The 13,291-nt window shown below is 44.4% G+C and carries 10 protein-coding genes; 6 read left to right on the top strand and 4 right to left on the bottom strand.

Annotated elements, in window-relative coordinates; genetic code table 11:
• Positions 1-4 precede the first annotated feature (4 nt).
• Entirely contained in the window at positions 5-400 is a 396-nt protein-coding gene (locus tag V6252_RS09995; protein WP_201607897.1) for a hypothetical protein, read from the top strand.
• Between the two features lie 21 nt (positions 401-421).
• On the opposite strand, the gene ylqF is transcribed toward V6252_RS09995, so the two are convergent.
• The 3 genes from ylqF to V6252_RS09980 all read right to left on the bottom strand — a co-directional run bounded on the left by ylqF (position 422) and on the right by V6252_RS09980 (position 5,605).
• Positions 422-1,378: a ribosome biogenesis GTPase YlqF gene (gene ylqF, locus V6252_RS09990; RefSeq protein WP_296210189.1), complete on the bottom strand. Its 957-nt coding sequence runs from the start codon at positions 1,376-1,378 to the stop codon at positions 422-424.
• A gap of 125 nt (positions 1,379-1,503) precedes the next feature.
• Positions 1,504-4,695: a DUF2339 domain-containing protein gene (locus tag V6252_RS09985; RefSeq protein WP_341610293.1), complete on the bottom strand. Its 3,192-nt coding sequence runs from the start codon at positions 4,693-4,695 to the stop codon at positions 1,504-1,506.
• A 172-nt stretch (positions 4,696-4,867) separates the two neighbouring features.
• The gene (locus V6252_RS09980; protein WP_102092069.1) at positions 4,868-5,605 is read right to left on the bottom strand and encodes a dienelactone hydrolase family protein; all 738 of its coding nucleotides are present in this window, start codon (positions 5,603-5,605) and stop codon (positions 4,868-4,870) included.
• 256 nt (positions 5,606-5,861) lie between these two features.
• Here V6252_RS09980 and V6252_RS09975 point away from each other — a divergent pair, with 256 nt between their 5' ends.
• Complete coding sequence (locus tag V6252_RS09975; RefSeq protein WP_341610399.1) at positions 5,862-6,377, top strand: YcgN family cysteine cluster protein; 516 nt, start codon at positions 5,862-5,864, stop codon at positions 6,375-6,377.
• 7 nt (positions 6,378-6,384) lie between these two features.
• Here the strand turns inward: V6252_RS09975 and V6252_RS09970 are convergent, their stop codons facing one another.
• A complete protein-coding gene (locus V6252_RS09970) occupies positions 6,385-7,704 on the bottom strand; it encodes a DUF4105 domain-containing protein (protein ID WP_341610292.1) in 1,320 nt (439 codons plus the stop codon).
• Positions 7,705-7,992: 288 nt separating this feature from the next.
• On the opposite strand from V6252_RS09970, the gene V6252_RS09965 reads away from it, so the two are divergent.
• The 4 genes from V6252_RS09965 (at position 7,993) to V6252_RS09950 (ending at position 13,258) form a co-directional block, all read left to right on the top strand.
• A complete protein-coding gene (locus tag V6252_RS09965) occupies positions 7,993-8,892 on the top strand; it encodes a CBS domain-containing protein (RefSeq protein ID WP_057761902.1) in 900 nt (299 codons plus the stop codon).
• A 275-nt stretch (positions 8,893-9,167) separates the two neighbouring features.
• A complete protein-coding gene (lnt, locus tag V6252_RS09960; protein ID WP_341610291.1) occupies positions 9,168-10,742 on the top strand; it encodes an apolipoprotein N-acyltransferase in 1,575 nt (524 codons plus the stop codon).
• A gap of 192 nt (positions 10,743-10,934) precedes the next feature.
• Complete coding sequence (locus V6252_RS09955) at positions 10,935-11,390, top strand: hypothetical protein (RefSeq protein ID WP_341610290.1); 456 nt, start codon at positions 10,935-10,937, stop codon at positions 11,388-11,390.
• 299 nt (positions 11,391-11,689) lie between these two features.
• Complete coding sequence (locus V6252_RS09950) at positions 11,690-13,258, top strand: peptide MFS transporter (RefSeq protein WP_341610289.1); 1,569 nt, start codon at positions 11,690-11,692, stop codon at positions 13,256-13,258.
• Positions 13,259-13,291 lie beyond the last annotated feature (33 nt).

The following is a 13,291-nucleotide window of genomic DNA, read 5'->3' as shown; positions in this document are numbered from 1 at the left end:
GATTATGACTGAATATGCTTTGTTTTATGTTTGGGATGCGAGTTTGGGTGATGGCGATGAGTATCTGCCTATCTCTTACGATAGTGCAGGTGTATTACTACCGCAGCTGCTAGAGGTAGAGGTCAGCGCTCATAGTGAAAACATATTAAAATTCGCCACTGAGCTACAGCAATTTGCCCATGAAGGTGATTTATCATTCGAGCTCTCATTAGCATTTGGAGCAACGGTCGCTCATGTACAGCTACAGGATACCTTTGCTGTCTCTCTGCCGCTGCCAGATAGTAATATGCAAGAAGCTGCTAGAGTAATTGCACCATTGGCAAAGAAACATGGGTTGGTGTTTTATTATTTGCTAGGGTTGGTTTCTTTGCCTGACGGGAAAATTTTCACTTCTACATGATTGGTCTTACGTTTATTAAACCTACTTCCTATTCTTCCGTGTTTTCAAACGACGCAAGCGCTTTTCTTCCTCTTTCGCCTTTTTCTTCTCTTCAGCAGCGATGCGCTGTTCTGCGACGACGATTTCTTCAGCTTCAGTCATTGCTGGTGTTTCTAGCGTGATGCGACCAATCTTCGCGCTACGCAATTCGTTAATGAGAATCTCAGACATACGATAAGTATCGACTTGGTTGCCCGCGCGTACACAGCCGCGATTACGTCCAGCCACTTCAAAAAACTCCCAATCAGTCTTTGGCAGCTCTTCAATTTTATAGCGGGTTTTTAGCAGCTCAGGATAGGCTTGCATTAGGTATTCAGCGGTATAGCTGGCTACATCAGCGAAGTCAAAAGCCGTATCACGGATACCGCCTGTCGCTGCTAAACGATAACCTGAGTTTTCGTTTTCAACTTTCGGCCATAGCATACCAGGCGTGTCATAGAGCATGATGTCATCGTCGAGCTTAATCAGCTGCTGCGACTTGGTCACGGCTGGCTCGTCGCCTGTCTTTGCCACAGCGCGTCCTGCTAGCGTATTGATCAGCGTTGATTTGCCAACGTTTGGAATACCCATAATCATCGCTTTGATTTGACGACCAGTCCCGACTTTATTGGGTACGAGATGCTTACAGATGGCGATGATGCGTTTTACATCATTGGCTTTTTCAGTATCGCAAGCAATGGCTTTGACCCCATCTTGCTGCTCGAGATAATCCATCCAAGCTTGCGTCAACTCAGGATCGGCAAGGTCAGCTTTGTTCAGGATTTTGATAACAGGCTTTTCACCGCGTAGTGCTGCGACCATTGGGTTTTCACTACTATATGGAATACGCGCATCGATGACCTCGATGACCAAATCCATCTGCGGCATGACTTCTTTGATTTCGTTACGGGCTTTGTTCATATGCCCAGGGAACCACTGAATACTTGCTCTCTTATCCATCTGTTTTCATAACCTTTTATAAAAAATGCTAAAAGTAAAACAATCAACGTTTACTTTCTAATGGTGTCCAGTTTACTACAGAACCACCTTGCTCACGGCACAATTTCACCCAACCAGCTTTGTCATTACGCCTGATTTTGGTTTTCTGTTTCCTCATGCGCGGGTGGTAATGGGGCAAGGTAACCAATTAATAGTATTAAACTGCCTGCGCCAAGGAAGGATATGACTCGCCAAATTGCCTCAGTCTGTGACAAATCTACCAAGACAAGCTTAAGTACGACGACTCCTAATAATCCAATACCCATAAACCAAAGCGCGCGCTGCCAATAGCGACTCGCCATGATGGTGGCGACCAATGCCAAGAGCGTCCATAAAATTGTCATTCCTGTTTGTACTTGCTCGCTCTGCCATGCGCCGCCTTGATAGTCATTCCAAAGTGGCGTACCAATAAAGGCGTGTAGCGTTCTGACCAGCATGCTGGAGATCAACCAAAAACTGATCAGTCCCAATATAATTAGCAAGTTCTCAGCGGTGAATACGCGCTTAGATTTGGCAGCTGCACTCGGCTCGATAATGGTTTCATTGTGGCGGCGTTGGCTGATGTAATACAGACTAAAACCAACCGATAACGTCAGCCACGATGTGATGTCATATAGGTTGAATAATGGAACATAAGACAGTCCCCAAATCACACCGTCATAAGACCAATTGGTAAGCACAACCCACAGTAAAGCAATGGGAGCAAAAATGGCAGCGCATCCTAATAGTGCCTGTTGCCAATCAAACCAATACAGTAGACCGTGTTTCGAAACTTTATTAGTTGATGTGTTCTCTGTATTTTGACTGAGATAACGATGATTGAACCATAACCCAATTAATATGAGTACTGCTGGAAACAAGAAAGCCATTACGCCACCAGAGTCTGGTAGGCCATAATGCGCCGCGGCAGCAATAAGTAAGATACCCGTACCTAGCCAGCTTGCAGCAGTATAACGTGAGGTATTCTTATTATCAGACAATGTATCAGACCATGTTTTTAGCCATAGCTGACCCATGACCAGCCAGCCGACTATTAAGCCTAGGAACACCAACCATTCCGCTGTTGCCCATGTTAAATTTCGCTCAAACTTTTGTGGTAGTTGCAGTATTAGCATGAAGTAGAACAGAGTTAATAATCCATGACTAAGCTGTCTAATTTCTGCCCATGGACGATAACGATTGATGATCGAATAAGCGATCAAGCTGATGAGTGCTGCTAGTGCAATTACGGTCGTGCTTGATTGCCAGATATCAAACCAATGATGCAAATCAAGCATTAGTACTTGTAGCATCCAAGCCATCGCGGTCAATGTCAAAAATTTGATGAATCTAGGGCTATGCCAAACGAATTTGAATACGCGGCTCTGACTATCGATGGAGGTCAGCCATTGCTGCGCAGCTTGCGTACTGACACCCAGCGCACGCGCATAGCCGGTCAATACATCTGATGTGTCGTCCAGTGATTGTATGACTGAGGATGTTGTAGTGCCTTTATTGTTAAGGCTATTAAGGTTGTTACTACTATCTAAGCTATTAAGCAGCACAGCAGGGGAATTGCTAGCACGTAATATAAAGACGGTCGCTAGATAACCGAGCGCTGAAATACTAAAGGCTAAAACAGGATAGTCTTTGCTAGAGAATATCGCTGTTGTCACTAGCATACCAATGCTGACGAGCTGTAATAGTAAGCCGAATAATACAGACCACGATCGCAGCGAGCGTCGTCCAAACCATACTAGCGCCAACCCTTGTACAGACCAACCAAAAGCAATCCATTCAGCATCTAGCGCCAGCGGAATAACGAGCGCAAAAAATCCTAATCCTAATGCCAGCATCCCTTCGGTGATTAAAGCATAGCGTCTACTGCGCTGGATGAACAACCAGCCCATCCCAAGATAAACCATAGCCAAAATGGCACTGGTAATCGTAAGGGCGTTAGAGATATCATTTAGTAAGGCAGAAAATAAACCAAAAGCCAGTAGCGGTACTGAAAATAGTAAGCCCGTATCAATAGGGAATACATAGGAGCTGCCTACATGGTCTTTGTCCAAGTGTTTTGTGTCATTTGTATTATCAGCATGACTGAGGTTTTTCTCGTTTAGCGCATTATAGGTGATGATTTGCTGTGCATAACGAATGACGACAAACAAGTAAAGCAGCCAGTGTAAGGTTACTAACGCTACCAATGACCAGCGCTGCGTTTCAATGACGGCGCTCAGGTTTTCGCTGATACCCCAATAGTATGCCAAGCCAAATGTCACAGTCACACCGAATAGATTTAATATTTTCCACGGTCGATAATGAGCAATAACAGCAATGGTGACGTTTAGCAGTAGATAATAGCTGAATAAGATAACCAAGCTGCCAGTATCTTCACTGGTCAAAATCGGTGCAAAAAATCCACCCGATAATGCCAGTAATGCTAATGGGAAGGCGTTTTGACGTACGGCGAGAGCAATGGTAATGGCAGACAATAACCCAAGTCCGATAAAGCTTGGAATACTAGTAATAATTTCATAAACGCTGTAAGCAAAAAAAGTACTTAGATAGGCAATTGCTAAGCCTGCGCCTTGTAGCGTAATCCCATATGAGAAACGTTTTGCGGTCAGCTTTAACCCAAGCGCTGCCAATGCTAATCCTATAACGCCAACTACTAGCAGCTTTGTGGCAATCGAAATTTCGATATATTCGCTTAATAAGCGAAGCAGGAGCACCACACCTACCAATAGCACCAATACGCCGACTCGCACGACTAAATTGCCACCGAAAAACCAGTTTTTGATTGAATGAATCAGCGAGGTCACAATAAGTAGTGAGCGTTCATCAGGCTCAATCGGTGCGGTAGGCGCTGTGTTTTGCGTGTTTATCGAGGCGTTATTGTTTATAGGTTTATCATTAGATATATTTAACGCTGTATGTATGGTCGAGTTTGAAGCAACGGTAGGAAGCGGTGGTGGTGATACAGGCAGCTGATTATCTGGAGAAGAGTGTTGTGAATCAAAAGCTATTTCTTTAGCGTCACTGTCTTTAGGAGCATTGCCTTTAAGGTCGTGATCGTCAGTAGCAGTGTTGCGTGCGTAATTGCTTTTATCGATTAAAGGTGCCGACGGAGGCGTCATACTACGCTGTCTTTGCTGCTCAAGCTCAGCTTGCAGCGTCGTTACATCACGGCGTAGATGCTCGATTTTTCGAGCTATCCTAGTATATAACGCGACCACTACGATCAATAAAATCGTAAAAGCCAGCCAGCCCAACTGGGTCACCATTAGATATAACATCTTCGTCACTCAATCCAGTTTATAGTAAAGTGATAATGACGTGATTTAATAGGAAGTACAAGACTGCTCTGATTACTGGACTAAAAGACAGATGCTAAAATGACGCTCAAAATAAAAGGGTAGCTTAATAATTAAGCTACCCTTTTTGATGATCTTTATACCAAATCATTTTTTATGCTAGATTGGCTTTCATAAACTCAAGCATGTTTTCCCAGCTTTGTTTAGCAGCAGCTTCATTGTAGCCAAGATCTACTTCGTTTTTAGCAGCGCGCTCATCAGCATGCGGATTGGTAAAGCCATGCTTAGCGTTGTCATAAACGTCGATAGTGTAGTCAACATCGGCTGCGTCTAGCTCTGATTTTAGACCTTCGATAGCATCCATTGATACCATTGAGTCATCACGGCCATGAGCGACCAACACTTTTGCTGCAAAGTTTTTGTCTGCTGGCTGTTTTGGCGTTGGGTTACCATGGAACGTAGCAACCGCTTTTAGCGGCATGCCTTCGCGAGCCATATCTAGTACGACTTTACCGCCGAAGCAGTAACCGATTGCGCCTAGGTTGTCACCATCGACTGATAACTGATCGCTGAAATCATTCAAAATCAAGCGGCAGCGTGCCATTAGCATGTCTTGATCGGCCAGTACTTGCTCCATCCACATATTTGCCATTGCCGCATCGGTAGTTAGTTTGCCTTCACCGTAAACGTCCATAGCAACTGCTGCATAGCCCGCTTCTGCCAAACGCTCAACCACTGATTTTGGATGATCGACCACGCCCCACCATTCTGGTGCAACCAAGATACCTGCTGCTGGATTTTCATCTGAAGCGTTTTCTGGTAGTGCTACATAGCTGATAAGTTCTACACCGTTTTCGGTAGTACTGATTAATTCAAACGTCTTAATTGACATATTATTGTCCTTTTTTATGTTGTGAGTTTTAATTATTCGTCATTGTGATGGTTCGTTTTTCTAACTCGTACTACCTTAACGCCCATGTCTAGCAAAAACAGCTATAATACTGTAACGCTCTTTATCAAAATGCTACTGCGACTTTATGACTATAAATTTGTTAAACAAAAATAATGACCAATCTGACTTGAACTTAGATCTCGATGCGACGGCCAAGCCTGCGCAATCGGTGAGCTTATTCCCTGATAGTACCGATATCGATTCTGCTGATGCTGACTCTAAGTATGAGTCTGAGCCACTACGTCCGCAGTTTTGGTCGCGATTTGCGTTAACAGAATTAAACCATAGCGAGTGGGAAGCGCTGTGTGATGGTTGCGGCAGTTGTTGCTTGATTAAATACATCGATGAAGATGAAAGCGGCAATGTGGATGAGGAGCTGGTCGAATATACCGATGTCACCTGCCAGTTGATGGACTGCGCGACGGGATATTGCAGTCACTATGCAACGCGTCAGGAGCACGTACCAGACTGTATTCAGCTGACTATGGACAACTTACCCAAGATGATGTGGCTACCATCGCACTGCGCTTATAAGCGTTTGTATAAAGGGCAGGGCTTACCAAGTTGGCATTTATTATTGACTGGGGATGCTGTGGTAACACAACAACAAATGCGAGCGGCCAACGTGGGCGTCGCCGGTCGCTGTGTCACGGAAATCGGTATGTCTGATGAAGAGATGGAAACGCGGGTGGTTAACTGGGTTAACCCTTAGTCTACAGTTAGTTAGATGCCTGAGCAGTAGATTTGGCCTTTGCTTCAGCACTGGCTTGCGAGTTAGCCAATGCTGGTATCGGAATATCTTGACGAATCTGCTGTGAGAATTTACGGCTGTTTTTATCTCTATCGATATCAGACTGTGAGTTGACTTGATTATCAAAGCCTTTTGCTTTTGGGTTGATATGGGTACGCTCATACCACGTGTTCATTGACCAAGGCTGGTTGTCCTTTTCTGGAGCCGCATCCAACATGCCCACATCATATAGATAGTTCGGTAACCAACCAGAGACCCAAATTCGATAATCCCATGGCAAACGATCGCCACTGACGATACGCGCCATATAAAAGATAATATTGGTACAGTTGCTAATCAGTGTATTGTACCAAGCAGGTTTAGCGTTCAAATCATCAGCCGCAGTCAGATAAGATTCAAACAGCGACCTCACCTCATGCTGTTGCAAATTGCTAATAGGAAACAGATAAACCTGCTCGCCGCGCGCATTGCTACGGGTATAGATGATGTCGCGCTCTTCTGCAGCAATCAGGCTCAGCTCATAACGTCGAAAAAACCCAGCAAGCGCTGAAAAAGACTCGCCATCTTCTTTACGTATCTCAAATGAGAATGCAAGTGGTCTATCATCTTCAAATCGAAAGCTAACTAAGGTATGAGCGATTAGCGGCCCCATCCAATAAGAGTTGGTCACATCGACGCCAGAGAGTTTAGACAGATCAATTGTACGGGTATCCCAGTGCTCGGTGGCGTCTTCTTCAGTTTGCCAATCAAAGTTACGAACATTGGTTAAGGTAATCAAATCAGGGTTAGTCGCATCGCGCTCATAGGAGACTCGCTGACTGACTTCAGCCATCCATTCTCGATCTTGTTTAGGTTCGATAGAAAAAAACCAACCTAGACCCACAAGCCAAACAGCGCCATATATGCCGATAAGTAGCTTGGTTGCTGTGCCTTTGCTAATTGTTTTTTTATTAGACAATGAGTCGCTGTGCAATACTCTTGTGACGGCATCCCAATAACGCGTACTTAGCAGCGCAGCTAATATACCTACAATCGCTATTGTCGCAAGCCACGTCAATACTGAGCTGACGCCGTATTGATACCAAATCGCGAGTAATAACCATAGCGCTGATAACAATAACGTAACGGCAATTAAAAAAGTCACAAGACGCTGGCGCCATGTAGGCTTTGACTGTTTACGTTCTAATGTTTTGCGTTTTAAGTTCAGACTCTCTAAACCAAGACTGTCTGTCTGTCGACTGGGTGAACGCGACGAGAGTAAGCGAGAAAAAACGGAACGTAGCGACATAGGGTTTGCTTTGATAAATAAAGGCTTTGACCATAGCAAAGTTTATAACACGCTGACAATACAATTTGAGTGAATTTGTCGTTGAATGTCGGTGAGCCTTGCGATAAAGTGAAGCTAATTTGTACTAGCAAATTTGTTATTCATGCAGTAATTAATAACAAACCAGCTGTTTTATTTGCTACTTTTATCCCCATCTAGGCTCTACTTGTTTTTTTATTGAGTATTGTTCGTTTTTCTATTGAATACTATTCTAATTTTTATTAACTAAAGAGGTTAAATCACACCACCATGTCTGACGACACTCCCAGCCCGAGTAGTTGGTCGATGCGCGGCTTAAAACGCTGGCTATCGACCGCCCCCGAAACCCGTGATGAATTGATTCGTCTGGTACAAGACTCGCGCCAGTTTTTAGAGCCTGATACGGTCGATATGTTAGAAGGCGTGCTAGATTTGCCTGCGACACAAGTCCGCGAAATCATGACGCCGCGTCCGCAAGTAATTGGTCTGCACGAGAGCACCAGTCTTGCCGAAGTGATGGATATTATTCTTGAGACCACTCACTCGCGCTATCCTGTTTTTGACAGTCAAGATGATGATGCCGTCATCGGTATCTTATTAGCAAAAGACTTGATTCCGATTCTGGTACATATGGTCCGCAACCAAGAAGACAAAATTGATAGTAAGCGTCTCAGAGACTTGGTGCGCCAGCCGTTATATATCAGTGAGACGGCTCGTTCTGATACCTTGCTACGCTCATTGCAGCGTACCCAAGTACACATGGCGATTGTCGTTGATGAGTTTGGTAACTTTGGTGGTGTGGTCACCATGGAAGATTTGTTGGAAGAAATCGTTGGCGACATCGTCGATGAGCACGATGACTTTGATGAAGATAGCGATATCAATAACATCGTCCCTGATCCAGAAAAGCCAAATACATGGCGTGTCCAAGCGTCTACAGTAATTGAAGACTGTAATGATGAGCTAGGTAGTCGTTTTGACGATACCGATGTCGATACGATGGGCGGTTTGGTCATGCAAGCACTTGGCTTCGTTGGTGATTTAGAGGGCGAGAGCGTTGTGATAGATGATTGGAAAATTACCATTACCGATGTAGAAGGGCGATTTATCCAAAATCTAGAGCTGACCAAAACCAATGCCGAGCAACAGATATTGATAGGCAGCCACTAGCTTGCGTATAGTGTCATGATAGTTGGTCAATGAATAAAATTTGTTAGCAAATTAATAAAAAACACGATGAAAAATCGTGTTTTTTGCTTTCTGCCTTTTGGTCTTTAGAATGAGGTTTTAGCTACGCAAATTTACCCACTTGCAGGTTTTGACTGGTATCATGGGTGGGTTTTATTTGTGGCCCTGCATAAAGCATTATGCAGTCAGGTTTCGCGTGAGTGTTATCTCATCGCTTAGCTGAGAAATTTTAGAAAATATGGTTTTGGATAACTGCTATGCGTCTGTCTACTGTTGATTTGCAAAAACGTCTGAACCCCGATAAGCCAAAAGGTTTACATATGGGGTTGACGGTACTAATAGCTTGGCTGGCAGGGGCAGCTTTCATACTCGCGCTCGCGCCTTATGGCATTTGGCCAGTTGCCTTGGTATCACCTGCCATCTTATATGCGTTATTGGTACCAGCGATGACAGGTCGCCGCGCCTTTCTAATTGGTCAGGCTTACGGTACGGGGCTGTGGTGTGTTGGCGCGTTTTGGCTATACACCTCGATACACGTTTATGGCGATACACCCGCATGGCTTGCTTTGATTATGATTGCGCTCATGGGTCTAGGCATGGGTTTGTTCCATGGCTTTTTGGCGCTAATCTTTAATCGTGTGGTCGGCAAGCAGCCGTTATCTTTTGCTGCCCTGTGGATACTCCAAGAGTGGATGAAAACTTGGTTGTTTACTGGCTTTCCTTGGCTATTCGTTGGTTACGCGTTTACTGAGCAGTATTGGCTGTCTTCGCTCGCGCCTGTGGCTGGTGTCTTTGCAGTTTCTTTCGTGGCGGTACTACTAGCTGCCAGTATCGTTGAGCTGTTGCGTCGCCGCGGTGGCTATATGATTCCATCGATAGCTTTGCTTATCATTAGTAGCACGCTATGGTTGATCAATCCGCAGTGGACCAAACCAAAAGGTACTCCTGATTTATCGGTATCTTTGATTCAAGGTAATATCCCTCAAGACCTAAAATGGCTCACCGAGTATCAGATTGAGACGCTAAAAATCTATGCAACGTTGACCCGTGACGAGTGGGGGCGTGACATCGTGCTGTGGCCTGAATCGTCGATTCCTATGTTTCAGACAGAAGCTGTTGGTTTTATCAGTGAAATGGTCGCGATGGCCAAAGAGACTGATACGACATGGGTGACAGGTATTCCTTATAAGGATGAAGCAGCGTTTGATGCCAGTACAGATAAATATCCGCCGTTCTATAATAGCGTGGTTGCGCTAGGGGCACAGGCAGAGGGGCTGTATAAGAAGCAACGTCTGGTGCCATTTGGTGAATATATTCCATTCCAAGGCGTGCTTGATATTCTGCCTAATCTGGCAGGTAGCCAAGACATTATGAGCTATAGTCGCGGCAGTGATCAGCAGTCACCGCTACGTGTGCGAGGGCATAATTTAGGCGCAGCCATCTGTTACGAAGTGGCTTATCCAGATACCACGCGCAAAAACGCGATTGGCACGGACTTCTTATTGACCATCTCAAACGACGCTTGGTTTGGTACGTCAGCAGGCCCACTACAGCATCTACAGATGGTACAGATGCGCGCATTAGAGAACGGTCGCTGGTTTATGCGTGCGACCAATACAGGTGTGACGGCTATTATTGACCACAAAGGTCGTATTGTAGAGCGGGCACCGCAGTTTGAGCGTACTGTATTGCGCGGTGATATTCAGGCACGAGTTGGCAATACGCCATTCATGCGCTTTGGTCAGTATCCTATTTTGTTTATCATGGCTCTGTTGCTGATACTTAGCTATTTGGGTAAACGTACTAAGACTCCAGTACGTTTGGTTAAGTAGTATTGTTGAGTAAGATGTGTTGATAGCGAATAATAGATAACTGATTAAGTAGTTAGCTGTCACAAGTGCCAAAAATGAATATTTAAATTGTGGATAATAAACCCTTTAAATACTTAAGGGTTTTCACAAATCAGTATAAATTGCGATATAATAGGTCAATATTTCAAATATTTTGTGCAAGGTGGATAAGGTATGTCAGAAGGTATCGTTAATAACAATCCAAAAAAAGAGCTGTTATTCGCTTTAGGTGGCATTGCCATGTTCTTAGGTATTGTCTTACTTATTGGTGTTTCTGCATTTTTGCGTCCAGCAGGCGAGCATATCACTGCTGAGACAACTGAAGCATCAGCTGCGGCAGATGAAGCAGAAGCCACTGCTACTGAAGAAGCGGCTCCAGCCGATGCAGAAGCTGCAACAACAGAAGAAGCGTCAGATGCTACAGCACCTGATACTGCAGCAGATGCAACCGTAACCCCGGCGGCAGATGCGGATAGTGCAGTTGTAACCGCAGAAGCTGGTACCGCAACTGCCTCTGGTACTGTAAGCCAAGCTGCTGTTGCCGATGCTGATTTGACAGCTGAGCAAGCGGATAGTGATGTAGATGCTGGGAACGCTAGCGACGCTACTGATGAGGCCGCAGCACAGTAAGCTGTAGTATGACTATGTAAATGAGCTAAAATAGTGCTACTCGATTGTTAAATGAGCTGCATTATGAAGTCTGTATCAACAGTGCTATAAGCATAATATTACTGTCTTAGATACCTATACAAAGAGTCCGTTCTCAACCATTGAGAGCGGGCTTTTTTTATAGGTATTTGTGTAATTTTTGACCAATTTTTTCTTTACTTGATTATAACCAAGTGAAACAATGTTCCGCCTATATGACCGTCCATCTGAATAATCAGGGGTTTGGTCATTACAAATATGATCTTTAAAGGAATAAAGTTATGGGCACAGAAACAAAATCGGGGGCTAGTGCAGCAGAGCTAGAAGCACTAGACAATGGCTTTATGGGACATCCTGCGCCCTTACGCTCATTGTTTTTTACCGAAATGTGGGAGCGATTCTCCTATTATAGTATCCGTCCACTATTAGTTCTATTTATGGTGGCAACAGTGAGCAGTGGCGGTTTTGGCTTCGATGAAGTCACCGCTTCTGCTATTTATGGTATTTTTGCGGGTTCGTTATACTTAGCAGCAGTACCAGGTGGTTGGTTAGCAGATAACTGGTTAGGTCAAGAGCGTGCGTTATGGTGGGGCAGTATTATTATTGCCCTTGGTCACTTGTGTATCGCGCTTTCAGCGATGTTTGGCATGACATTATTCTTTGTTGGTTTAATCTGTATTGTCTTGGGTTCAGGGTTATTTAAGACCTGTATCTCAGTGATGGTCGGTGCCTTGTACCCCAAAGGTGACTCTCGCCGTGATGGCGGTTTTACCTTATTTTATATGGGTATAAACATCGGTGCGTTATTGGCAGCACTTATCGTTGGCGTATTCAAAGAAAAAGGCATGTGGCATGTCGGCTTTGGCGTTGGTGGTTTGGGTATGCTAGTTTCATTATTGATCTATCGTTTTTTCGCGCAAAAGAACTTAACGCGTTATGCACGTGCTAAAGGTATCTCAGCCGAGTGGGAAAAATCTAACGACCATTACAAAAACATCGGTCGCTGGGTTGGTGGTTTTGTCGCCTTGCTAGTAGCCGCAGTGCTATTAGTGTCTACCGGCATGATATCGTTCAATCCTGAGATGGTTGCAGAGTATATGACGTATATCATTGCTGCGGTGGTCATCTTGTATTTCGCTATTATGTTTATCTCACCACGATTGGATAAGACAGACAAACTACGCTTGCTAATTTGCTTTGTTTTAATCATTGGCTCGACGCTGTTTTGGTCAAGCTTTGAGCAGCAGCCAACGTCTTTTAACTTATTTGCCGATCGTTATACTGATCTGAATGTTTTAGGTTTTGAGATACCGAGTATTTGGTTTCAGTCATTGAACCCTTTATTTATTCTGATCTTAGCTCCCATCATTAGTATTGTTTGGGTCAAGCTTGGTAACCGAGGACTTGAGCCGAGCAGTATGGCTAAGTTTGCACTCGGTATGCTACTCGCAGCGGCAGGTTTTGCCTTGATGATTTTCGCCTCTAAAAGCATTTTATCGCCTGGTGCTGGCTTGGCATCACCACTATGGTTGGTTGGTAGTTTATTATTATTGACGCTAGGTGAGTTAGCATTAAGCCCAGTTGGGTTGTCTGCCATGACTAAGCTAGCGCCAGAGGGTATGCAAGGCCAAATGATGGGGCTGTTCTTTGCTTCTATCGCTATGGGTAACTTGGTTGCCGCCTTCTTTGGTGGGCATGTATCTGCTGACAAAATCGAAGGCTTACCAGGTCTATTTACTACCATGACCATCTTCTTGGTAGTTACCGCTGTACTACTATTGATACTAGCAAAACCTATCAATAAAATGCTTAAAGAAAGCGAGCATGAGAAACAATTGGCCAAGCAATAAGATAATCTGATGTACATTTGTGATTAACAACAG

It is taken from the genome of Psychrobacter proteolyticus (assembly GCF_038155145.1).
GTDB classification, from domain to species: Bacteria; Pseudomonadota; Gammaproteobacteria; order Pseudomonadales; family Moraxellaceae; genus Psychrobacter; species Psychrobacter proteolyticus_B.
This window is presented reverse-complemented; position numbering and strand designations above follow the sequence as displayed.